The organism is Kribbella sp. NPDC050470 (assembly GCF_044458365.1).
Classification (GTDB): domain Bacteria; phylum Actinomycetota; class Actinomycetes; order Propionibacteriales; family Kribbellaceae; genus Kribbella.
The window spans coordinates 31,120-54,499 of record NZ_JBITHV010000013.1; the positions used below are offsets into that span (position 1 = coordinate 31,120).

General features: G+C 67.6%; 19 protein-coding genes. 14 read left to right on the forward strand and 5 right to left on the reverse strand.

Translation table 11 applies throughout. From position 1 onward, the window contains the following. Positions 1-369: 369 nt before the first annotated feature. On the forward strand, positions 370-1,362 hold the full coding sequence (locus ACIBGM_RS35835) for a TerC/Alx family metal homeostasis membrane protein (RefSeq protein ID WP_396388073.1): 993 nt from the start codon (positions 370-372) through the stop codon (positions 1,360-1,362). On the opposite strand, the gene ACIBGM_RS35840 is transcribed toward ACIBGM_RS35835, so the two are convergent. Further along, positions 1,346-2,602, reverse strand: a complete 1,257-nt coding sequence (locus ACIBGM_RS35840) for an MFS transporter (RefSeq protein ID WP_396388074.1) — start codon at positions 2,600-2,602, stop codon at positions 1,346-1,348. The two genes, ACIBGM_RS35835 and ACIBGM_RS35840, sit on opposite strands and share 17 nt — an antisense overlap. A 327-nt stretch (positions 2,603-2,929) precedes the next feature. Between ACIBGM_RS35840 and ACIBGM_RS35845 the strand changes: the two genes are divergently transcribed. The 6 genes from ACIBGM_RS35845 to ACIBGM_RS35870 all read left to right on the forward strand — a co-directional run bounded on the left by ACIBGM_RS35845 (position 2,930) and on the right by ACIBGM_RS35870 (position 11,028). Next, positions 2,930-3,667 (forward strand): SDR family NAD(P)-dependent oxidoreductase, encoded by a 738-nt coding sequence (locus ACIBGM_RS35845; RefSeq protein WP_396388075.1) that lies wholly within the window; start codon positions 2,930-2,932, stop codon positions 3,665-3,667. Between the two features lie 405 nt (positions 3,668-4,072). Further along, on the forward strand, positions 4,073-5,068 hold the full coding sequence (locus ACIBGM_RS35850; RefSeq protein WP_360537179.1) for an ABC transporter permease subunit: 996 nt from the start codon (positions 4,073-4,075) through the stop codon (positions 5,066-5,068). Continuing rightward, positions 5,065-6,006, forward strand: coding sequence for a carbohydrate ABC transporter permease (locus tag ACIBGM_RS35855; RefSeq protein WP_396388076.1), 942 nt, complete (start codon positions 5,065-5,067; stop codon positions 6,004-6,006). The genes ACIBGM_RS35850 and ACIBGM_RS35855 overlap by 4 nt, the downstream gene beginning before the upstream one ends. Before the next feature lie 42 nt (positions 6,007-6,048). Next, a complete protein-coding gene (locus tag ACIBGM_RS35860; RefSeq protein ID WP_396388077.1) occupies positions 6,049-7,689 on the forward strand; it encodes an ABC transporter substrate-binding protein in 1,641 nt (546 codons plus the stop codon). 5 nt (positions 7,690-7,694) lie between these two features. Further along, the gene (locus ACIBGM_RS35865) at positions 7,695-9,986 is read left to right on the forward strand and encodes a glycosyl hydrolase family 95 catalytic domain-containing protein (protein WP_396388078.1); all 2,292 of its coding nucleotides are present in this window, start codon (positions 7,695-7,697) and stop codon (positions 9,984-9,986) included. Positions 9,987-10,017: 31 nt separating this feature from the next. After that, entirely contained in the window at positions 10,018-11,028 is a 1,011-nt protein-coding gene (locus ACIBGM_RS35870) for an ABC transporter substrate-binding protein (RefSeq protein WP_396388206.1), read from the forward strand. Between the two features lie 405 nt (positions 11,029-11,433). On the opposite strand, the gene ACIBGM_RS35875 is transcribed toward ACIBGM_RS35870, so the two are convergent. After that, entirely contained in the window at positions 11,434-12,093 is a 660-nt protein-coding gene (locus ACIBGM_RS35875; RefSeq protein WP_360537171.1) for a hypothetical protein, read from the reverse strand. A 106-nt stretch (positions 12,094-12,199) separates the two neighbouring features. Between ACIBGM_RS35875 and ACIBGM_RS35880 the strand changes: the two genes are divergently transcribed. Then, a complete protein-coding gene (locus ACIBGM_RS35880; protein ID WP_360537169.1) occupies positions 12,200-13,195 on the forward strand; it encodes an endonuclease/exonuclease/phosphatase family protein in 996 nt (331 codons plus the stop codon). Here ACIBGM_RS35880 and ACIBGM_RS35885 read toward each other — a convergent pair. Then, entirely contained in the window at positions 13,119-13,829 is a 711-nt protein-coding gene (locus ACIBGM_RS35885; protein ID WP_396388079.1) for a response regulator, read from the reverse strand. The two genes, ACIBGM_RS35880 and ACIBGM_RS35885, sit on opposite strands and share 77 nt — an antisense overlap. After that, on the reverse strand, positions 13,822-14,796 hold the full coding sequence (locus ACIBGM_RS35890) for a sensor histidine kinase (RefSeq protein WP_396388080.1): 975 nt from the start codon (positions 14,794-14,796) through the stop codon (positions 13,822-13,824). The genes ACIBGM_RS35885 and ACIBGM_RS35890 overlap by 8 nt, the downstream gene beginning before the upstream one ends. A gap of 7 nt (positions 14,797-14,803) precedes the next feature. Here ACIBGM_RS35890 and ACIBGM_RS35895 point away from each other — a divergent pair, with 7 nt between their 5' ends. From ACIBGM_RS35895 to ACIBGM_RS35910, 4 genes are all read left to right on the forward strand, one after another. Further along, entirely contained in the window at positions 14,804-16,447 is a 1,644-nt protein-coding gene (locus ACIBGM_RS35895; RefSeq protein WP_396388081.1) for a GMC oxidoreductase, read from the forward strand. Between the two features lie 187 nt (positions 16,448-16,634). Continuing rightward, entirely contained in the window at positions 16,635-17,402 is a 768-nt protein-coding gene (locus ACIBGM_RS35900) for a phytanoyl-CoA dioxygenase family protein (RefSeq protein WP_360537160.1), read from the forward strand. After that, complete coding sequence (locus ACIBGM_RS35905) at positions 17,399-18,289, forward strand: helix-turn-helix domain-containing protein (protein ID WP_396388082.1); 891 nt, start codon at positions 17,399-17,401, stop codon at positions 18,287-18,289. Before ACIBGM_RS35900 ends, ACIBGM_RS35905 begins: the two co-directional genes overlap by 4 nt. A 335-nt stretch (positions 18,290-18,624) precedes the next feature. Further along, positions 18,625-19,485: a trypsin-like serine protease gene (locus ACIBGM_RS35910; RefSeq protein ID WP_360538669.1), complete on the forward strand. Its 861-nt coding sequence runs from the start codon at positions 18,625-18,627 to the stop codon at positions 19,483-19,485. Here the strand turns inward: ACIBGM_RS35910 and ACIBGM_RS35915 are convergent. Then, complete coding sequence (locus tag ACIBGM_RS35915) at positions 19,407-20,003, reverse strand: hypothetical protein (protein ID WP_396388083.1); 597 nt, start codon at positions 20,001-20,003, stop codon at positions 19,407-19,409. The two genes, ACIBGM_RS35910 and ACIBGM_RS35915, sit on opposite strands and share 79 nt — an antisense overlap. A gap of 85 nt (positions 20,004-20,088) precedes the next feature. Between ACIBGM_RS35915 and ACIBGM_RS35920 the strand changes: the two genes are divergently transcribed. Next, positions 20,089-20,715, forward strand: a complete 627-nt coding sequence (locus ACIBGM_RS35920) for a TetR/AcrR family transcriptional regulator C-terminal domain-containing protein (protein WP_396388084.1) — start codon at positions 20,089-20,091, stop codon at positions 20,713-20,715. 192 nt (positions 20,716-20,907) lie between these two features. Continuing rightward, positions 20,908-23,376, forward strand: coding sequence for a leucine--tRNA ligase (gene leuS / locus ACIBGM_RS35925; protein ID WP_396388207.1), 2,469 nt, complete (start codon positions 20,908-20,910; stop codon positions 23,374-23,376). The last annotated feature ends 4 nt before the right edge of the window (positions 23,377-23,380 follow it).

Sequence of the window (23,380 nt, forward strand, 5' to 3'; positions counted from 1 at the left end):
GGCGCCGCAGTCGACCGCGAGCGGAGCGAGCGCACCAGCGAGCGTCGCGAGTGCACGAAGGGGTGGGTGGGGTTAGCGGCGTAGCACGCGACGTCGGAGCGGGCGTAGCAGGCGGCGGGGGAACCCCTGGCGACGGAGGCTGTATGCGGTATACGATGCCGGAGATCCATTGGTAATGGATATAGTTGAACACACGAGGAGGGGAGTATTCCTCTCGGGCGGACTTGGGTGCGCTCGTATCGGCAGTGTCGTCATCACGGGAGGCCTGGGCGGCCGAACCGGTGCTGCCGGCCTGGGCGTCGTCCGGGCGGAAGAGACCTCCGGACCAAGCTGCACGCCGTCGTCCGGAGGTTCGTCATGGTCTCTGTCATGCCCCCTGTCGTCTGGATCCTCACGATTGTCGGATTGTTGGCAATCGTCGCGTTCGACCTGATCGTGATCGCCAGGCGCGATCACGCCGTGACGATCAAGGACGCGACCCGGTGGGTGCTGTTCTACGGCGGGCTGGCGGCGTTGTTCGCGGTCGGATTGTTTCTGTTCAGCCCGGGGGCGGGGACGACGGGCGGTGAGTTCGTTGCCGGGTACATCACCGAGTACAGCCTGAGTGTCGACAACCTGTTCGTGTTCGTGATCATCATGGCGCGGTTCGCCGTACCGGGTCTGGCGCAGGACAAGGTGCTGTACGTCGGCATCGTGGTGTCGATGGTGCTGCGGGCGGTGTTCATCCTGGCGGGGGCGGCGGCGATCGCGGCGGCGAGCTGGGTGTTCTACATCTTCGGCGCGTTCCTCGTGTACACCGCCGTGCGGCTGGCGCTCGAGGGCGACAACGACGAGTCGGACTTCCAGGAGAACGCCGTACTGCGGGGGATGCGCCGGATCCTGCCGCTGTCGCACGACTACGACGGGGCCAAGCTGACGACCCGTGTCGACGGCCGGCGGATGGTGACGCCGCTGGTGATCGTGATCTCCGCGATCGGGATGGCGAACGTGATCTTTGCGCTCGACTCGATCCCGGCGATCTTCGGGCTCACCCAGGACGCCTACATCGTGCTGACCGCCAACGCGTTCGCGCTGATGGGCCTGCGCCAGCTGTACTTCCTGATCGGCGGGCTGCTGGAGCGGATCATCTACCTGAACGTCGGGCTGTCGGTGATTCTCGCGTTCATCGGCGTGAAGCTGATCGTCGAGGCGCTGCACGGTTCGCACATCGACGACATCGGCGCGATCCACCTGCCGCACATCGGCATCCTGACCTCGCTCGGCTTCATCGCCGGCACCTTGTTCGTGACCACGGTCGCCAGCCTGGTCAAGTCGTCGTACGACCGGCGCCGGGTCGAGGTCAAGGTCAGGATCGACGACTGACCTCGACCTCGGTACGGCGGTCCGCGCGCTGCCGAAGGTAGAGCGCAGGGATCGGGGTGAGGATCAGGCCGGAGGCGAGCAGGGCCGTGCGCAACGACGTACGGCCGACGGCGCCGAGTGGCGGACCGCCGACGACCTGGCCGATCGCGTTGGCCTGCGACACCATCGAGATCACGGTCGCGCGCGACCGGGAGTCGACGTGCCGGTTCAGCCAGGCGGCCTCGATCGGTGTGGCGAGCGTGCCGGTGATCGTGCGCAACCACATCGCGGCCAGCGCCAGCCAGAGGTGGTCGAGCAGGGCGAACGCGATCACGCCGGCGACCTGCGCCATGCTGAGGATCGCAAGTACGCCGTTCGGATGGTCCGAACTCAACCGCACCGGCGACAACCTGTTCAGCACCACCGACGTGATCAACGACAGCAACGTGCCGACCAGGGCGTGCACAGTGAACCAGAACGCCGGGTCCGACGTGCCGAAGACCGTCGGGAAGCTGAAGTCCAGGATCTTCACCGACCACAACCGGTCGAACGCCTCGCTGGACAGCCCGGAGATCAGGCTGATCAGCACCAGCGTGCGTACGACGGGGCGCCGTCGCGCGACCCCGAGTCCGTGCTTGAGGGTCTCGGCCAGTTGCCGGAACGTCTCCCGCTCAGCCTTCGGCGTCCGGTGGAAGTTGTCCTCGCCCATGAACACCGCCAGGGCCAGCCCGAGCAGGATCATCCCGGCGCCGGACAGCGTCATCGGCAGCGGCAGGCTGATCAGACCGAGCGCGCCGGCGCTGATCGTGCCGGCGATCGTCGCGGCCAGGCCGACCTGCTGGCCGCGGACGTACACGTGGGCGGTCCGGTCGGCGCCGATCTCGTCGGTGATCCAGGCCTGGTCGGCGCCGGAGGTGAACGTGTAGCCGACGCCCCAGAGCACCTGGGCGGCCAGGATCGCCAGGAACGTCGGCACCAGTCCCTGCAGCAGGAAGCCGGCCCCGATCAGGACGACGCCGATGATGATCGACAGCCGGCGGCTGTACAGGTCGGCGACGATGCCGGTCGGCACCTCGAACAGGAAGCAGGCGAGCTCGAGAGTGGTCCCGACCAGAACCATCTGGAGCGGGTCCAGGCCGGCGTCGCGGACGTAGTACACCAGGGTGAGCGTGAACGTCAGCGCGCCGAAGAACGCCCAGGTGCCGGTGTAGGCGTAGTACGTCCGGACCGGGTCGGCGGAGCGGTAGGCAGGAAGAAACATCGTGGATGGCTCCCGAAAACGTGTGCGGGCATGACCAAGCGTGACCTCGCGAGGTCAACGCGTGACGTGACGCACGACGGCGGCCCGCCCGGTGTGGGCGAGCGGCGGGAGGTGCGCTTTCAGGAGCGACGTTGCATGGCGTCAGGGTAGGGAAGATCCGGCGAGTCCGCCCGCGAATTTCCGGCCACTGCTGGTGATCGGAGGTACCATCGAAGTGCCTGGCCCGGCCGTTCCCCCGTGATGGTCGGGTCAGGTTTTTCGCGTCCGATGTCGAGAATCGGATGGTGGTTCCGTCGCTCCTGCAGACCCCGAGGAGAGGAAACCACCATGTTGCTCCAGGACAAGACCGCAATCGTGTACGGCGGCGGCGGCGCGATGGGCGGCGCGATCGCCCGGGCGTTCGCTGCGGAGGGCGCGCGGGTGCACCTGGCCGGCCGGACCCTGGCCAAGCTGGAGAAGGTCGCCGCCGAGATCGACGCCGCCTCGGTCGCCGTCGTCGACGCGTACGACGCCGACGCGGTCAACGAGCACGTCGCGTCGATCGAGGGCCGGATCGACATCGTGTTCAACGCGGTCAGCGTGCGGGTGAAGCAGGACGTACCGCTCGTCGACCTGTCGGTGGACGACTTCGTCCGGCCGGTCGAGGACGCGGCGCGGACCAACTTCATCACCTCGACCGCCGTCGCCCGCCGGATGATCGCGCAGCGCGGTGGCGTGATCATGATGCTGTCGTCATCGGCCGCGCGTGAGTCCGGCGCCGACTTCGAGATGGGCGGGTTCAGCCTGGCCTGCGCGTCCATCGAGTGCCTGACCCGCGCACTCGCCGGCGAGGTCGGCCGGTACGGCGTCCGCGTCGTCGCCCTGCGCCCGAACTTCACCCCGGACACGCACCCCGAGTGGAACATCCCCGACGACGGCCTCGACCACCTCATCAAGGGCACCGCACTGCGCCGCCTGCCCCGGATGGCCGAAGTCGGAGCCACCGCCGCCTTCGCCGCCTCCGACCACGCCGGCCCGATCACCGGCGCCGTACTCAACCTGTCGTGCGGCGCGGTCGTGGACTAGAACGCTTTGCGACACCTCGGCTGCCGCCCACTGAAGCGGCAGCCGAGGCTTTCGTGCCGGGCCGCGTCGGGTCTTGACAGGACATGCCGGGGACGGGTTGACTGCGACATAGTTCACAGAGGAAATAAAATAGAACCCGGTCCGGGGTCGGTGGCTCAGAGCGACTTCGGGCTGGACTGTGGTGTGCCCGGATCCGGTGGCGTGGCCATCGGATCAGCTGGCGTTCTCTGGGTATCGGTTGCTGGGGGCAACTTAAGGAATCCCTTGTAAACAAGGTGTTCCGGGCGTTCGGTCAACATCTGGTCTCGGGCCCGGCGCGGCTCTTCCACTACTGCGGGTTCTGTGTCATCCTCCCGGAAGTAGAGCCCGGGATCCTATCGGATATCGGGTTGGAAAGGATGGGGAGTGAGCACAACACTGAAGCCGGCGGCGCCGCCCAGGCCGGTCCGCCCCGAGGCGGTGAAACCCGCCCGCTTACCACGCGCGAGCCGCCGCACCCAGGCCCGGCGCAGCCTGCGCCGGCACTGGCAGCTGTACCTGCTGGTGCTCGTCCCGCTCGCGTACTTCGTCATCTTCAAGTACATCCCGATCGCGAACGCGGTGATCGCGTTCAAGAACTACAGCCCGGTCAAGGGCCCGTGGGGCAGCGAGTGGGTCGGGTTCCGCAACTTCGAGCTGTTCTTCGCCAACCCGGTGTTCTGGACGCTGGTCAAGAACACCTTCATCCTGGCCGCGTACACGGTGCTGGCCAGCTTCCCGATCCCGATCATCCTGGCCATCGCGCTGAACGAGATCCGCAACGGCCGGTTCAAGAAGACCGTCCAGCTGGTCACCTACGCGCCGTACTTCATCTCGACCGTGGTGGTCGTCTCGATGACGATCCTGGTGCTGTCGCCGCGGCTCGGCTTCGTCAACGACGCGATCGGGCTGTTCGGGGTGCCGGCGGTCGACTTCCTCGGCAACCCGGACTACTTCCGGCACATCTACGTGTGGTCCGACGTCTGGCAGACGACCGGGTACTCGGCCGTCATCTACCTGGCCGCGCTGGCCGGGATCGACCCGGCGCTGCACGAGTCGGCCAAGATCGACGGCGCCAGCCGGCTGCAGCGGATCTGGCACGTGGACCTGCCCGGCATCATGCCGACCGCGGTCATCATCCTGGTGCTCGGCGTCGGCAACATCATGTCGATCGGGTTCGAGAAGGCGTTCCTGCTGCAGAACCCGCTGAACCTGGCCCAGTCCGAGATCATCGCCACCTATGTCTACAAGACCGGCCTGCTGAACGCCGACTTCAGCATGGCGACGGCGATCGGGCTGTTCAACTCGGTGATCAACCTGTTCCTGCTGCTCGGCGTGAACTTCGCCGCCAAGCGCATCACCGGAAACGGACTCTGGTCATGACCATTTCACTGCAGGGATTCCGCCGTACGACGGAACGCCCCGAGTCGGCCGTGATCGCGGAGACCCGGACCGACAAGATCTTCCTCGTCGGCATCAAGGTGATGCTGTGGATCGCGCTGGTCCTGGTGCTGGTGCCGATCGTCTACATCGTCGCGAACTCGTTCAGCAGCGCGTCCGCGGTGAGCGCCGGCCGGGTGCTGCTCTGGCCGGTCGAGCCGAGTCTGCAGGCGTACAAGGTGGCGTTCGGCGACCCGCAGATCATGCAGGGCTACCTGAACTCGTTCATCTATGCCGCCGGCGGCACGCTGATCAGCGTCACCTTGACGATCGCGATCGCGTACCCGTTGTCGCGCCGTACCTTCTTCGGCCGCAACGTGATCATGAGCCTGCTGATCTTCACCATGCTGTTCTCCGGCGGCCTGATCCCCACATACCTGGTGGTGCAGGACCTGGGCATGCTGAACACCCGGTGGGCGATGGTGATCCCGAGCGCGATCGGCGTCTGGCAGGTGATCATCGCGCGCACCTTCTTCCGCTCGACCATCCCGGACGAGCTGTACGAGGCGGCCACCATCGACGGGGCGAGCGACCTGCGGTTCCTGTGGTCGATCGTGCTGCCGCTGTCGAAGCCGGTGATCGCGGTGATCGCGCTGATGTACGCGATCTTCCAGTGGAACAGCTACTTCGACGCCCTGGTCTACCTGAAGGACCCGAGCCTGTACCCGCTGCAGATCGTGCTGCGGAACGTCCTGATCCTGAACACCGTCACCGGTGGCTCGACCACCCAGAACCTGGCCCAGCAGCTCGAACAGCAACAGCTGGCCAATGTCCTCAAGTACGCGCTCATCGTCATCTCGAGCCTGCCCGTACTGATCATCTACCCGTTCGTCGCCCGCCACTTCACCAAGGGCGTGATGGTCGGCGCGGTCAAGGGTTAAACCAAGAAGGGAACACTGGAAATGCGCTCAACCGTGAGCAAAATGGCCGCTCTGGCAGTGGCCGGCACGCTCGCCCTCGCGGCGTGCAGCTCGGACAAGTCGGCGCAGGGGGCGGCGAACGAGACGACGGCCGACGGCAAGGTCGTCATCGACACCTTCACCCCGGCCGACCAGAACACCAACCTGGACACCAACCAGGTCACCAAGATCATGAGCGACAAGTTCAAGATCCAGTTCCGCTGGCAGAACACCACGTACGACGCCGGTCCGGCCAAGGAGAAGCGGCAGATCGCGCTCGCGTCCGGCGACTACCCGGACCTGTTCTTCCTGATCCCGTGGGTCGACGCGTTCACCCAGGCCGAGGTGCTCAAGCTCGGCCAGCAGGGCGTCGCCGTACCGCTGGAGGACCTGATCAAGGAGAACGCGCCGAACATCCAGAAGGCGCTGGACTCCAACAAGACCTACAAGGAGATGTCGACCGCACCCGACGGGCACATCTACGCGCTGCCGCAGTGGGCCGACTGCTACCACTGCACGTACCCGGACAAACTGTGGATCAACAGCGCCTGGCTGAAGAAGCTCGGCCTGCAGATGCCGAAGACGACCGAGGACCTGCGCAAGGTGCTGCAGGCGTTCAAGACCCAGGACCCGAACGGCAACGGCAAGGCCGACGAGATCCCGATGACCACCGACGTCCAGGACAGCAGCCTGATCGCGTACCTGATGAACGCGTTCGCCTACGACCCGGTCGGTGCGAACAACGGTGTCCGGTCGCTGGTCACGCTCGACGGCGACAAGGTCGTCACGCCGGTGACGTCGGCGGCGTGGAAGGAGGGACTGAAGTACATCAACTCCCTCTACAAGGAAGGCCTGATCGACCAGGCTGCGTTCACCCAGAACGCGCAGGCGCTGCAGGCCCAGGGCAACAACCCGAAGGCGGTCGTGCTCGGCTCGGTGCCGGTGCTCTGGCCGGGCATCTTCGTCCAGCTCGACTCGAAGGACGGCCGGGACAAGCAGTACGACGCGGTGCCGCCGCTGACCGGGCCGGAGGGCAAGAGCTACACCGGCCTGAACTACCCGACGTCGACCGGCTACACCTTCATGCTGACCAACAAGGCCAGCAAGGAGGCACAGGTCGCGGCGATCAAGATGCTGGACTGGATCTACACCGACGAGGGCCAGATGATCACCAACATGGGCCCGGAGAACGTCGGCTGGACCAAGCCCGGACCGGGTGACATCGCGCTCGACGACAAGGTCAAGCCGCTGTACAAGCCGAAGCAGGACGCGCCGAAGAACATCAACTGGGGTGCGCTCGGGCAGTACAACAACACGCTGGCCTACCGCAACGCCCAGGTCGTGCCGGCCGACATCTACACCGGCGCCGGCCTCGAGCGGCGGCTGTTCCAGGCGACCAAGCTGTACGAGGGCAAGGAGGACAAGGCGCAGTGGTTCCCGCAGACCTCGGTCTGGCCGGACCCGAGCCTCAGCGGTGAGCTCGCCACCCTGCAGACCAACCTGAACAGCTACGTGAACCAGAACCAGCTGGCCTTCATCACCGGGTCGAAGAACATCGACGCCGAGTGGGACGCCTACGTGAAGGGTCTGGACAGCACCGGGATGACCAGGTACCTGCAGATCCAGCAAGAGGCCTACGACAAGTACAAGTCCGGGAGCAAGTAACTCCTATGTCCCACGAACTGTGGTTCACCACTGCCGCGCCGGACTGGTTCGAGGCGTTGCCGCTCGGCAATGGGCACCTCGGCGCCAAGGTGTTCGGCCGGGTCGGCGAGGAGCGGATCGCGCTCAACCTCGACGACGTCTGGTCGGGCGACGGCCCGCGCACGCTGACCGTGACGGACGGTCCGCAGGCGCTGGCCGACGTACGGCGGCTGTTGCTGGACGAGCGTGATCAGCTGGCGGCGACGGAACGGACCCGGGCCCTGCAGGGGCCGCTGGTCGAGTCGTACCAACCGCTCGCCGACCTGCTGATCCGGACAGCTGGTGAACCGCAGGAACTGGAGGACTACCGGCGGAGCCTGGACCTCCGTACGGGGACCGCCGCCGTCGAATACACGGTCGACGGCGTGCGGTTCCGCCGGGAGACGTACGTGTCCACACCGGACCAGGTGATGGTGTGGACGATCACCGCCGACCGGCCGGGGTCGATCGACCTCGACCTGGAGCTGACCAGTCAGCACCCGATCCGGGCGGAGGCTGCCGACGGCACCTATGGAGTCGTCGGGCACGCGCCGTCGGATCTCACGATCGAGTACCGGCAGAGTCCGGACCCGATCCGCTACGAGGAGGGGCGCGGGATCGGCTTCGGTGTCGCGCTGCAGGTCCACAACGCTGGTGGAACTGCGGTGGTGAGCGAGGCGGGCGTGAGCGTCCGCGGGGCCGACAGCTTGACGGTGTTGTTGTCGGCGGCAAGCACGTTCGCCGGGTGGAAGGTGCCGCCGGGACGGGATCCGCTGGTGGCGTTGCGCGAGGCCACCGACGTGTTCGGCAACGTCAGCCTGGAGAAGGTGCGGGAGCGGCACGTCGACGATCACACCGCGCTGTACGAGCGAGCTGAGCTTCAGTTCGGTGAATCGCGCGATCTACCGACAGACGAGCGGATCAGGGCGGTCGCGGCCGGCGGGACCGATCCGGATCTGGTCGCGCTCACGTTCAACTTCGGCCGGTACCTGCTGATGGCGTCCTCTCGCCCCGGGACGCAGGCGGCCAACCTGCAAGGCATCTGGAACCAGGACCGCCGGCCGATGTGGGCCAGCGACTGGACCAACAACATCAACACCCAGATGAACTACTGGCCCGCCGACCTCACCGGCCTGGGGGAGTGCTTCGACCCACTCACCGACCTGATCGAGGGCCTCGCCGAGTCGGGTGCGGAAACCGCCCGGATCCTGTACGACGCCCCGGGCTGGGTGTCGCACCACAACGCCGACATCTGGCGTGCGACCTGGCCGGTCGGCGAAGGCGGCGACGACCCGGTGTGGGCGATGTGCGCGACCTGTGGTGTCTGGCTGACCGCACACTTGATGGAGCACTACCGGTTCCAGTTGGACCTGGAGTTCCTGCGCAATCGCGCCTATCCGCTGATCGCCGGTGCGGCCGAGTTCGTGCTGGCGATGCTCGTCGAGGATCAGGACGGGCGACTGCAGTTCATCCCGTCGACCGCGCCGGAACACCACTTCGTCCTGCCTTCCGGCGACAAGGCATCGGTCGATCTCACCTCGACGTACGACATCTGGCTCATCCGCGAACTGTTCGCCAACCTGCTGGAAGCCGAGGCCGCGCTGGACCTGGGCAGCGATCTCGCAGCACGTGCGCGCCAAGCCCGCGAACGCCTTCCGGAGATCGGTACGACGCCCGACGGCCGGCTGCTCGAATGGCCGACGGACTGGCAACCGTCGGAGACCGACCACCGTCACCAGTCGCATCTGTACGGCCTGTACCCGGGCGTCGAGATCGACCCGACGCGTACGCCGGAGTGGGCCGCAGCTGCAGGTGCTTCGCTTGAGCTGCGGACCAAGGGCGCGACGAACGGGGGCTGGACGGCCGCGTGGCTCGTGGCGCTCTGGGCGCGGTTGCTCAAGCCGGAGAAGGCGTCCGCGGTGATCCAGGACTACCTGAGCCGTCTGGTCTCGGACAACCTGTTGCACCGGGACGGCGACATCTTCCAGATCGACGCCAACTTCGGCATGACCGGCTGCATCCCCGAGCTCCTCATTCAGAGCCACACGGACACCATCCGGCTGCTGCCCGCGCTTCCGGCCGACTGGCCGGACGGCTCGTTCCGCGGTCTCCGGGCTCGTGGCGGGCTGGTGTTCGACGTCAGCTGGCGGGGCGGGGTTCTGGTCGCTGCGTCGGTGGTGGCGGCTCAGTCCGGTACGTACCGGATCGCCCTGCCGTCCGGGGAACGGACAGTCTCGCTGGAGGTTGGTCAGAAGATGGACCTGGTTAGGACTGCCTAACCAAAGTTGTTGTATCCTCGCGTCCGTGAAAATGCGCATCGTAATAGCCGTTACGGCCGCCCTGCTGGTGCTGGCCGGGTGTGGTGGAAGTAATGACAGCGGATCCGCCGACACCGGCGTCGGCGACACCGAGGTGGCGACCGGCGGGCGGTTGTTCAAGACCGCCGACGAGGAGACCGCCAAGCTGGGGTCGGACGCGCAACCGGGCGCCTTCCCGCGGACCGTGAAGCACGCGCTCGGCGAGACCAAGCTGGAGAAGAGGCCCGAGCGGGTCGTGGTGCTGGACAGCGGTGAGCTCGACGACGTGCTCGCGCTCGGCATCACGCCGGTCGGGATGGCAACGACCGCGGGCCAGGCGGGCGTTCCGTCGTACCTGGCGGACAAGGCGCAGGGGATCAAGACCGTCGGCGGGATCAGCGAGCTGAACCTGGAGGCGATCGCGGCGCTGAAGCCGGACCTGATCCTGGGCAGCAAGCTGCGGGCCAACGACCTGTACGACAAGCTCAGCGCGATCGCGCCGACGGTGTTCAGCATCCGGCCCGGGTTCCCGTGGAAGGAGAACTTCCTGCTGGTCGCGGACTCGGTCGGCGAGGAGGACAAGGCCACCGGGATCCTGAACGACTACCAGAAGCGCGCCGACGAGGTGAAGTCGAAGGTGCAGGGGACGCCGACGATCTCGCTGGTCCGGTTCCGGCCGGCCGAGATCCGGCTCTACGGCAACCTGTCGTTCATCGGCGTGATCCTGAAGGACATCGGGCTGCCGCGGCCGAAGATCCAGGACGTCCAGGACCTCGCGGTCGAGGTGTCGCAGGAGAACATCGGGCAGGCGACCGGGGACTGGATCTTCTACTCCAGCTACGGCAAGCCGGAGACCACCGCCGAGAACGTCGTTGTCAACGGCAACCTCTGGAAGGCGCTGCCCGCCGTGAAGTCCGGCCAGGTCGCCCGCGTCGACGACGAGGTCTGGTTCCTCGGCCTCGGCCCGCTCGGCGCCATGGACGTCCTCACCGACCTCGAGAAGCTGCTCGGCCCCAAGGGGTAAGTAGCCCACGCGTGCTACGCAGGCACTCCTCCGTCGCACCTGCTACGCGCGCTCCCACCCACCCGAACCTCCTGCGGGCTACCGCCCGCGGCTGCACACTCCTGCGTCGCGTGCGTTCGACCCCCGCGTCGGGGTCTCAAGGCCGGGCCGTGGGTGAGTCTGCGGTGGCGGCGAGACGGGAGGGCGTGCATTTCAACAGGTAGTGCGGAGCCGCCGGTAGTGCGGTTGAGCGCGTTCGGGTCAGTGTGTACGGCGTCCCGCCGGTGCACTACCTGTCCGTTTGTCCCCGGCTCTCCGCGCGGTGTCGTCCGCCGCGGTAGGCGACCACAACAGCCAGCCTGGTGCGGTCTGGAGGCTTCTGTGTCGCGTGCGATCGACTCCCCGCGGCGGCGTTCTCCGCCGGGGTTAGTTCGGCACTCGGCCTCGGTTGGTTACCTGGATGTGGGGGGCGTAGCGGGCTACCGCTGTGGCTAGGTCGTCGTACGGGAGTTCGCGGCCTAGGATTTCGAAGGTGCCGGGCCAGGGGCAGGAGGGGCCCCAGGACTTCGGGTTGTGGGGGAGGGGGTCGGCGTCGTGCAGGAGGACGACGAGGTACGGCGCCCACCACTCGCCGCCGTCGGGGTTCACCTCGTGCCGTTCGATCCGGCAGACGCCGCGGACGTCCGCCCACGGAATCGTCCGCGGCTGCTCGCCGCCGAGGTAGATCCCGCTCTCGTCGATCGTCAGCAGCACGTCCTCGTCGTCGGCCTCGCGGGACTCCTCGAACGCGGTCACGGCGCCGACCAGCAGCAGCACCGGCAACCCGACTGCGAAGATCAACGGCATCCCGCCCCAGGACAGCCAGATGGATTCCAGCGGCTCGCGGACCGATTCACCCTTGACCAGTTGAGCCACCACCACGAGCGCAGTGAGCAGCACCATCAGCCCGAACAGCAGCGTGCCGAGGTACAACGCGGTCTTGGTAGTGCCGAGGCCGCGGCGCTTGACGACGAACGGCTGCGTGGTCTGCTCGGGCGGCATACCGGCATTGTCGGGCGCATCCGCCGTACGCACCAGCACCCTCACGCAACCCTAATCATTTCGGTCCGTACCACTCGTCCATAGGGATGAAAAGGGCTCCAGGACCGGACGCGGACTTTGGTACGGCGCGGCCGTCCGCAAGAATCGCTGCATGCCGGACCGCCAGACCGCCGTCGCCTCCCGGAAGCCGCCGACGCGCAGCACAGCCCGTCGGCGCCAGAAGAGCAGCATGTGGCGCCGCGGCTGGCTGATCGCGTTCCTTGCGGTGCTGTCCGTGCTGCCGCTGCTGTTCCACCGCTGGGTGCCGAACTCGGTCGGCAACCTCGGCAGTCTGCTCGACACGTTCCTGCCCTGGGTCGGCCTCGCCGTACCGATCCTGGCCGTCGCCGCGCTGGTACGCCGGTCCGCCACGGCCGGAGTCGCGTTGCTGCTGCCCATCGTCGTGTGGGGCCTGATGTTCGGCAACCTGCTGATCCCGGGCAAGGGTGGTGGCGCGCACGACCTGCGGGTGCTGTCGCACAACGTCGACGCGGCCAACCCGGATCCGCAGCGGACCGCGCAGGACCTGCTGAAGGCCGACGCCGACGTGATGGCGCTGGAGGAGATCACCGCGGCGGACATGAAGATCTACAAGGCCGCGTTCGCCAAGGACTATCCGTACGAGGTCTCCCGGGACACGGTCGCGCTGTGGTCGAAGTTCCCGGTCGAGGAGAGCACGTCGGTCGACGTCGGCTTCAAGTGGACCCGGGCGCTGCGCGCGGAGGTCAGCACGCCGGAGGGCAAGGTCGCGGTGTACGTCGCCCACCTCGCCTCGGTCCGGGTCGGAGCGAGCGGATTCACCTCGGACCAGCGCAACGACACGATCAAGGCGCTCGGCCGGCAGATCGCCGACGAGAAACTGGCCGGCGTGGTCGTGATGGGCGACTTCAACGGTACGGCGACCGACCGCAGCCTGGCCCCGTTGACCGCCGGACTACGGTCGGCCCAGGGCGCGGCGGGCTACGGGTTCGGATTCACCTGGCCGGCCAAGTTCCCGATGGCGCGGATCGACCACATCATGGTGCGCGGCGTCACCCCGACGAAGGCCTGGGTGATGAGCAACACCGGCAGCGACCACCGCCCGGTCGTCGCCGAGCTTCGCGTCTAGTTCTCGGCGATGCCTTTGCGGTCGCGTAGCGGACGGCTTCCGCGCGGTGCCGGGCGCCGATCTTGGCGAAGGTGTTGTTGATGTGCGTCTTCACTGTTGCCTCGCTGATGTAGAGCCGCCCGGCGATCTCCGGGTTGCTCAGTCCCTGCGCGATCAAGCGCAGTACTTCGGTCTCCCGGGCGGTGAGGCCGTCGGTCTCCTTGGCCCGGCCGGGGTTCAGCCCGGCGACCAGCCGCCGGGACACCTCGGGGTCGAACGTGGACTGGCCGGCCGCGGTCGACCGGAGCGCAGCCCCGATCTCGGCTCGGCCCGCGTCCTTGGTGAGATACCCGCGGGCGCCGGCGCGCAGCGCAGTCGCGATCGAGTCGTCGTCGGCGTACGTCGTCAGCACCAGGACGGCGTCCGGGAATCCGGCCGTGATCCGGGCCGTCGCCTGGACCCCGTCGAGGACCGGCATCCTGAGGTCCATCAGCACCACATCCACGTTGCCCTGAGCAACGAGATCGACGGCCTCGACCCCGTCCGCGGCCGCGCCGGTGACCTCGATCCCGTCCAGCAGGCCGAGCAGCGCGACCAGCCCCTCCCGGACCACCTGCTGGTCGTCGGCCACGACCACCCGGATCACATCACTCATCAGGCACCTCCGCGACCACCAGCCAGTCGTCCCCGTCCGGACCCGCCGTCAGCGTCCCACCGACCAGGGCCAGCCGCTCCCGCATCCCCGCCAGCCCGAACCCTTCCCCGGCCGTCACACCCTTGTTCCGCACCGTCAGCCGTACGCCGTCCTGGTACCTGAGCTCCACGTCGACGCGCTGTCCAGGCGAGTGCTTCGCCGCATTCGTCAGCGCCTCCCGGGCCGCGTTCAACAGCGCGACCGTGACACCCGACTCGGTCTGCGCCGTACCTTCCACAGTCGCCCGGACGGCGACCCCGTGATCCGCCTCGTGCTGCTCCGCCAGCGCCGCAAGCGCCTGCGGCACCTCCGGTACGTCGTCCGCCCGCAACGCAGCCACCGCGTTCCGCGCCTCACTCAACCCTTGTACGGCGAGTCGTCGCGAGCGCCGGATGTGGTCGAGGGCAGCCGTTCTGTCGTCCCGTTCGTCCAGCAGTGCCTCGGCCAACTCGAGTTGCACACTGAGCGCGCCGAGCGAGTGGGCGAGCACGTCATGGAGATCGCGAGCGATCCGTCCGCGCTCCTCCAGTGCTGCCGCACGGGACTGCTGGCTCTGCGCGCGGCGCGTCTGCTCCAGCAGTTGCTCGGTCTGCCGGACCTGGATCTCGTACTGCCGCCGGTTCAGGCCGAACGCGGCCAGCACCGCGGTCCACAGCAGTTGGCTGAAGTACCAGCTGTCCGGCTGGTCGAACCACACGGCCGACAGGGCGAAGGCAATGACGACGCCGGTACCGACCCCGACGATCGGCCGGTTGCTGTTCCGGCAGCCGGCTGAGTCGTCCCTCCGGCGGAAGTCCATCACCGCGATGTCCGCCACCGCGACGGGGACCAGGACGAGGGCGTTCGAGCCTTCCATCCCGGCGATCAAGGCGTTGCTGACGGCAACGGACGTGAGGAGGCCGAAGGCGAGGCCCGGACGCACCGTCATCAGGAGGGTGCCGGCCACGAAGACGGCAAAGCCGCCGCCGAGGACGAGCCAGGCCCACGGTTCGGCCGGCCGGGAGGTCGACAGCACAGCGACCGCAACGTGGCCGCAGAACTCCTTCGTCTGGCAGCTGTCCGGGGTCGGCGGCACCACGCAGCACTTCTACGGCAACCACCCGCGCGCGTACCCGGGCGTCTTCGAGGGGTACGACGGAGCCGACAAGTCCGGGTACGACGTCAACCACCGCTTCCCGTTCACCTACGGCGAGCTGGTGCCGTACTTCGAGTGGGTCGAAGCCACCATGCCGGTGATGACGGCCGCGATGGGGCACAAGGAACAGACGTTCTTCCGCGGCGCCGAGACGCTCGGGCTGCCGGTGCAGACCACGAAGACTACGCACCGGCCGTCGTACCGGCCGCAGGAGAACGCGATCCTGCAGCCGGGCGGAACGGCGGGGAAGACGTCGAATTCGGACCTGCTGGTCTATCCGAAGGCGACCGGGTGCACGTTCTGCGGCTACTGCTTCCAGGGCTGCATGCGGCCGAACGGTGCCCCACGCAACCAGTTCGCCAAGCGGTCGACGGACAACAGCTACGTGCCGATGGCGCTCACCGCCGAGGTGTGGTGGCGTGGCGGTCGTCCGGTCGAGCTGATCGCGGACGCCTTCGTCACCCGGGTCCACGCCGAGAAGCGGCACGGCGTACTGACCGCGACCGGGGTCACGTGGCGGTCCGGGGGAGCGGAGCATCGCGAGGACGCCCGCGTCGTGGTGATGTCCGGCGGCTGCACCGAGAACCCGCGGCTCTGGTTCAACAGCGGCCTGCCGAACCCGAACGGCTGGGTCGGCCGCGGTTACACCGACCACTTCTTCGACTGGGTGTTCGGGGTCTTCGACGACTACACCGGCAACCCGAAGGGCGTCGGCTCGAGTGCCCGGCTCGACTATCCGCCGTACGGCGGCCTGGAGAACGTCGGCCTGCCACCCGCGCTGATGGCCTTCTCCGCAACGCTGTCGGACAGCGGGATCCGCGGTCAGTACAAGAACGGGCGCGGACGCGGCGGACCGTGGGACGGGCCCGCCGGGCGGGTGATGGGGCCGGAGCTCAAGGAGGTCCTGTCGCACGGGCTGGACCGGCTGCTCAGCGTGCTGGTGATCACCGACGACGACGTCGAGGCGCAGAACCGGGTCATCCTCTCGGCGCTGCCCGCGGACGAGAACGGGCCGATCCCGAAGGTCACCTTCAAGCAGCGGCAACGGACCGCGCGGACGCTGCGGAACCGGGAGTTCATGGCCCGGAAGGCGGCTGAGCTGCTGCGTGGCGCGGGCGCTCGCAAGGTCTACCGGATCGACGGGGCGCCGCTGATCCTGCACGTCCAGTCGTCGATGCGGATGGGATCGTCGGCGCGGACCTCGGTCCTCGACCCGCGCGGTGAGACCCGCGCGGTGAAGCGGCTGTTCGTGGCCGACAACTCCGCCCTGTCGAACGGGCTCGGCGGGCCGAACCCGACGCTGACGGCGCAGGCGCTGGCGACGCGGACGGCGGAGAAGATCTTCCAGACCTACTTCGACGGTGACCCGTGGGTGCACTCGAGCTCCCCTGTGGTGTCCACGGATCCGCGGATCAGCGTCCGGCTGGGGCAACTCGGGCTCTGACTGCGGACCGCCAGGCCATCACAACTACGCCTACGGGCGCCAGCGCCCGCTCAGTCGGCGCGCCGGCAGGGAATTGTGATGGCCTGGGGGTTCGTGTCCGTTTGACGAACATCGGCGTCCGGGGCGGTCCTGCCGTCCCGGCGCCGACTTTCCTAGGCTCGAAGTACCCGATCAGGAGGACTTCGAGATGACGATCACATCCAGCGGCGCGGATCTGTCCACGCTCGCTCAGCAGTATGCCGAGGACGGGTTCGTGCTCGTGAAAGGCCTGCTCAGCAAGGAAGAAGCGGCCTACTACCGGCAGCGCAGCCACGACCTGCTGGCCCAGCTGAACCGCAAGGACGACCCGACCTGGAAGTCGGCGATGGGCCTGTCCGACGGTGCGACCCGATTGCAGCACCTGCACGACGCACAGTTCTACGACGCTGCCTTCTCGCGGCTGCTGGTGGACCCGCGGTTCACCGACGTGGCCGCTGCGGTGATGGGTGTCGACGGCGTGCAACTGCATCACACCAAGCTGTTCGTGAAGCCGCCGGAGAACGGGTCGCCGTTCCCGCTGCACCAGGACTACCCGTTCTTCCCGCACAAGTACCACCGCGTCGGTGCGGCGATCTTCCACTTCGACGACGCGCCGGAGGAGAAGGGCTGCGTGCGGGTGATCCCCGGCAGCCACAAGGACGGGCCGCGCGAGCACGACCCGGAGGGCTCGTTCCACCTGCCCGACGTACCGTTCGAGTCGGCGACACCGCAGCCGGCCGAGGCGGGCGACGTACTGTTCTTCACCTACCTGACCGTGCACGGGTCCGGGGTGAACGTGAGCGACGAGGCGCGGACCACCTGGCTGGTCCAGTACCGCGACCCGGGAGACCCGCCGACGGTCAAGACCCACGATCACTCGCTCGGTCAGGGCATGATGCTGCGAGGAGTCGACCCGACCGGCAGGAGCGCTTCTTGACCCTGGAGTCCGTCGCTTCCGCGGACCGTTTCGTCGACCTCGCGGGGCTCCTGGAGTCCTGCGAGGTCGACGGCTTCCGCGCGGACTTCCTGAGCTGGGGCCACTACCGCCCGGAGTACTGGCGCAACTACTGGCACACCCACTCCTTCCATGAGGTCTGCCTCGCCTACTCCGGCGCCGGCCGCTTCAATTCCGGCTCCTCGCAGTACGAGGTGTACCCGGGTGCTGTCTTCCTCGCCCGTCCAGGCGACGTCCACGAAATCGAGTCCAGTCACTCGGAGCCTTTGGGCATCGCCTTCTGGGGCTTCACGTTCCGGCCGGGCTCGGACCAACCGGGGTGGTGGTCAGGGCTGACTCGACAGGACGGGCCGGTGATGTCCGACCGGGTCGGCTCGTTGCCGGCTCTCATCACTGCGTTGGCGGCTGAGGCTGCGGCGCCGGTGTCCGGTTACAGCGCCGCGCTTGCGGCGCTGGGGGCCACGCTGGTGATGGAGACGTCCAGAGCGTTCGCCCTGGACGACGATCTCGCAGTAGAACCGGTACGGCGTGACCGCGGACCGCTCGTGGTCGAGGCGATGCAACGCCACCTCCGCGACAACCTCTCCCGCCCGATCACCGTCCGGGACGTCGCCGCCGTTGCCCACCTGTCCGAACGCCACGCCGAACGCCTCTTCCACCAGCAAACCGGCGCGTCGATCATGTCCACTCTGCGCCGCCTACGTCTCGAGCTAGCCGCCCAACTCCTGCTCGACCCGTCGTTGACCGTCACCGAAGTAGCCCGAGCCTGCGGCTACTCCGACGTACGCCCCTTCTCCACCGCCTTCCGCCGCCACTACGGCCGAACCCCAGGCAACCACCGCCAAACCGGCGGCACCGAATTCATGTAGTCCTGCCCAGCGCGACTGGTTCTAGACGACACCTGTTCGGTGGTGTCGGTTCGTAGGACTGATTGCTGGTGGAACTTCTTCTCGTAGGTGTCGCGGATTTCTGCGGCCGTCGCGGTCGTCTTGCCCAGGTGCATCATGCGGTTGGTCCCCCAAGAAGTCGTGGTGTGGCTGGAACGTTAACCGCGCAATCACGGCAAAAAGCGGCTCCCGCCGAGCTCTGCCCGCTCGGCCCGAAGGATCTGTCACTCAGAGTAGTCAATCAAAATCATGGACAGGGCAGACCGTGACTGCTCAAATGCATCCAGGTATTTCCGCCGTACTCCTGGAGGAGACATATGAGGGGTCGCCTCAGCCGTATCGCCGGCGTCATCGCGCTGGCGCTCGGCCTCGCAGCCACATCCCTGGTTCCCGCGTCCGCCATCACCGGAGGCGAGCCGGACGGAAACGGCCATCCGAACGTCGGCCTGATCCTGTTCTACATGCCTGACGGGCGCTTCCGCTGTACGGCGACCCTGGTGTCGCCGACGGTGCTGGTGACCGCAGCGCACTGCACGAAGGGCACGCTGGGCAAGACACTGATCACGTTCGACTCGGTGATCGCCGAGCAGCCGCCGTCGCCGTTCCCGGTCGCGGCGGACCCGTCGAAGGGCTACACCCAGGCCGAGCTCGAGAAGGCCGGTTACAAGTCCGGTACGGCGGCCACGCACCCGCAGTACTCCGATTTCACCGATCTGGACAACTGGAACGACGTCGGTGTGATCGTGCTCGACCGGCCGGTGACGAACATCGCTCCGGCCAAGATCGCTCCGGCCAACTACCTCAACGCCTACCAGCAGCCGAAGCTGAACAGCACCATCTTCCTGTCGGTCGGCTACGGCACCGAGGTCCGCAAGGCCGACTCCGGCCCGCAGAAGCCGACGCCGATGTCGTACCCGCTGCTGCGCCGCCGGGCCGAGGAGCCCGGCCAGAAGCTCACCCCGCAGATCCTGCAGGTGAACGGCAACGAGAACGACAACCGCGGCACCGGCGGCACCTGCTTCGGTGACTCCGGCGGCCCGACGTACCACGGTGGCTACGTCGTGACCGTGACCAGCTACGGCTACACGCAGAACTGCCGCTACCTCGACGGTCTGCAGCGGATCGACATCAAGGTTGTCCAGGACTGGCTGAAGACGTTCGGCGTACCGATCGGCTGACGCTCGTCGTTACTGGTGCCGCGACCCGTGTCAGTGGGGTCGCGGCACCAGTGCTGCCCGGGCTGCTGCCGACGTCTCCAGACACCGACAACGACCACCAGCCCTGCCAACGACGGCAGGAAGCCGATCACGCCGTGCAGTGGCGGGACGATCGTCGTGTACGCCTCCCCGCCGACGGACAGCCCAATCAGCTGAATCGTCGCCCCGACGGCGAACAGCGTGGTGCAGATCGCCCGGACCCGGCGCGAGGCCCGAGCCACCGCCACGATCGACCACACCCAGCCGACAAGCCCGAGTACGCCGACGGCGACCAGGTAGATCGTGATGGCGTTCCGGTCCTTGGTCACCAGATTGGCTGACCAGTCCGGGTACGCGGCCCGCACGTGATCCCCGATGGTGTCGACCGTCATGAGGTCGACGACCGGGGCCAGCGTTGCGACCACGGTCAGCAGCAGCCCGCCGTACAGCGCCCGCCGGACGTACGACGCCGTCCGTGCCGGCGCGGTGATGGTGCTCATCCGAAACTTCCTCCCCACGTCATTCTTACAACGTAAGATTGACTCTATACTTACGCCGTAAGAATCTTCAAGCGAGGAGCCTCGAGTGAGTCGCCGTACCCCTGGTCAGCGCGTCGGCCTTACCCGTGAGGTGGTGCTGCAGGCCGCGCTGGCACTCGCCGATCGCGAAGGACTGAAGGCGCTCTCGATGCGCAGGCTCGGAGCAGAGCTGGATGTCGAGGCGATGACGCTCTACCACCACGTGCCGAGCAAGGACGCGCTGCTGGACGGTCTGGTCGAGCTGCTGGTCGCACCGATCGCCCCACCGGCGTTCGAGGCGGGCTCATGGCAGGAGGCGCTGCGTGCCTACGCGAGCGAGCTCCGCACCACCCTGCTCGCCCACCCGAACGTCATCCCCCTGGTCGCGTCCCGGCCGGCCGTCACCGCGCAGAACCTGCAGGTGATGGAGGCCGCCCTTGAGAGCATGCGAGCCGCCGGACTGCAGCCTGCCGACGCTCTGGACGTGCTGTACGCAGTGACCGGCTTCGTCCTGGGACACGTCGTCACGTCCCCGGACGGCGACCCCGTGGACCAGCTGGACGCACTGGACCCGGCCGAGTACCCGCTGCTGGCGGAGGCGGTGAGCAAGACGGCTCCCAGAGGCACTGAAGCCCGCTTCGAGTTCGCTCTCGACGCCTTGCTGTCCGGACTCGAGCCGAAGGCGCTAGACTGATCACATGCGAGTGAGCCTGCTCCTTAGTTAGCCGTACTGGCAACCAGGCGCCTGAGCGCCGGTCAGTGCGGCAACCCCTCCTGCGCGAGGGGCTCTTCTTTTTTAGGGCACTGTCATTTCGCGGTGTGCCTTCTGGCAGATTTAGGCTCAACCAACACACGAAATACATGGAGTAGGACCGTGAGCGAGCAGGTGGAGGACGCCCCGATCGACCGGGGTGGGTACGACTTCAACGTCCTGCAGGCCAAGTGGCGGCCGGTATGGGAGAAGCTGGACCCGTTCAAGACGCGCGACGACGGCTCCGCGGAGCGTCGGTATGCGCTCACGATGTTCTCCTACCCCTCCGGCGACCTGCACATGGGCCACGCCGAGGTGTTCGCGCTGCACGACGTGCTGGCGCGCTACTGGTTCCAACAGGGGTACGACGTCCTGAACCCGATCGGCTGGGACTCGTTCGGGCTGCCGGCCGAGAACGCGGCGATCAAGCGCAACGAGCACCCGGCGACGTACACCTACGGCAACATCGAGACCCAGGCGGAGTCGATCCGGCGCTACGGCCTGAGCTTCGACTGGTCGCGCCGGCTGCACACGTCCGACCCGGAGTACTACCGGTGGACGCAGTGGCTGTTCCTGCGGTTCTACGAGCGCGGTCTGGCCTACCGCAAGGCGTCGTACGTGAACTGGTGCCCGAACGACCAGACCGTGCTGGCCAACGAGCAGGTCGTGCAGGGCCGGTGCGAGCGGTGCGGGCACGAGGTCACCAAGCGCGAGCTGACCCAGTGGTACTTCAAGATCACCGACTATGCGCAGCGGCTGCTGGACGACATGGAGCTGCTGCAGTGGCCGGAAGAGATCCTGCTGATGCAGCGCAACTGGATCGGCCGGTCCGAGGGCGCCTTCGCGGACTTCCAGGTCGAGGGCCGCGACGAGCCGATCCGGGTGTTCACCACCCGTCCGGACACGCTGTTCGGCGCCACCTTCATGGTGGTCGCGCCGGACGCCAAGCTGGCCGCCGAGCTGGTCACGCCGGAGCAGCGGGAGGCCTTCGACACCTATCTGGCCAAGGTCAAGGGTGAGACCGAGATCGAGCGGCTGAGCACCGAGCGGGAGAAGACCGGTGTCTTCCTGGGCTCGTACGCGATCAACCCGGTGACCGGTGAGCGGATCCCGATCTGGGCCGCCGACTACGTGCTGGCCGACTACGGCACCGGCGCGATCATGGCGGTGCCCGGCCAGGACACCCGGGACTGGGAGTTCGCGGAGAAGTTCGGCCTGCCGATCGTGCGGACCGTGCAGCCGGAGGACGGCTTCGAGGGCAAGGCCTACACGGGCGAGGGCCCGGCGATCAACAGCGCGAACGACGAAATCAGCCTGAACGGGCTGGGCGTCGTCGAGGCCAAGGCGCGGATCAGCGAGTGGCTGCAGAGCAAGGGCCTGGGCGAGAGCACCATCAACTACCGGCTGCGCGACTGGCTGCTGAGCCGGCAGCGGTACTGGGGCTGCCCGATCCCGATCATCCACTGCCCGTCCTGCGGCGAGGTGCCGGTCCCGGACGACCAGCTGCCGATGGAGCTGCCCGACCTGCGCGGCGCCGACCTGGCGCCGAAGGGTGTGTCGCCGCTGGCGGCCGCACGCGAGTGGGTCGAGGTCGACTGCCCCAAGTGCGGCGGCAAGGCCGAGCGGGACACCGACACCATGGACACCTTCGTGGACTCGTCCTGGTACTTCCTGCGCTACCTGTCGCCGGACTACACCGAGGGCCCGTTCGACCCGGCTGCGGCCGAGCGCTGGATGCCGGTGTTCCAGTACGTCGGCGGCAAGGAGCACGCCGTACTGCATCTCCTGTACGCGCGGTTCTTCGTCAAGGCGCTGCACGACATGGGCCTGCTGTCCGCGGTCGAGCCGTTCACCCGGCTGCTGAACCAGGGCCAGGTGATCAACCAGGGCAAGTCGATGAGCAAGTCGCTGGGCAACGGCGTCAACCTGGGCGACCAGATCGACCTGTACGGCGTCGACGCGGTCCGGCTGACCATGGTGTTCGCCGGCCCGCCGTCGGACGACATCGACTGGGCCGACATGTCGCCGGGTGGCGCGCTGAAGTTCCTGCAGCGCGCTTGGCGGCTGGCCGGGTCTGTCGAGGCGCCGCTGGGCTCGGACCCCGCGGCCGGTGACGTCGAGCTGCGCAAGATCACCCACCGGACGGTGGCGGACGCGGCCGAGCTGGTCGACTCGCACCGGTTCAACGTGATGGTGGCCCGGATCATGGAGCTGGTGAACGCGACCCGGAAGGCGATCGACGCCGGACCGGGTGCGGCCGACCCGGCCGTCCGCGAGGCGGTCGAGACGGTGGCGGTGCTGCTGAGCCTGGTCGCGCCGTACACGGCTGAGGACATGTGGGAGACGCTGGGCCACGAGCCGACCGTCGCCAAGGCGGGCTGGCCGAAGGTCGACCCGGCGCTGCTGGTCCAGGACACGGTCACCTGCGTGGTCCAGATCGCCGGCAAGGTGAGGGACCGGCTGGAGGTGTCCCCGGACATCGCCGAGGCCGACCTGGAGCAGCTGGTGCTGGCGTCCGAGGCGGTCCAGAAGGCGCTGGACGGCCGCGGAGTCCGCAAGGTCATCGTCCGCGCGCCGAAGCTGGTGAACATCGTCCCGGCCTAAGCTG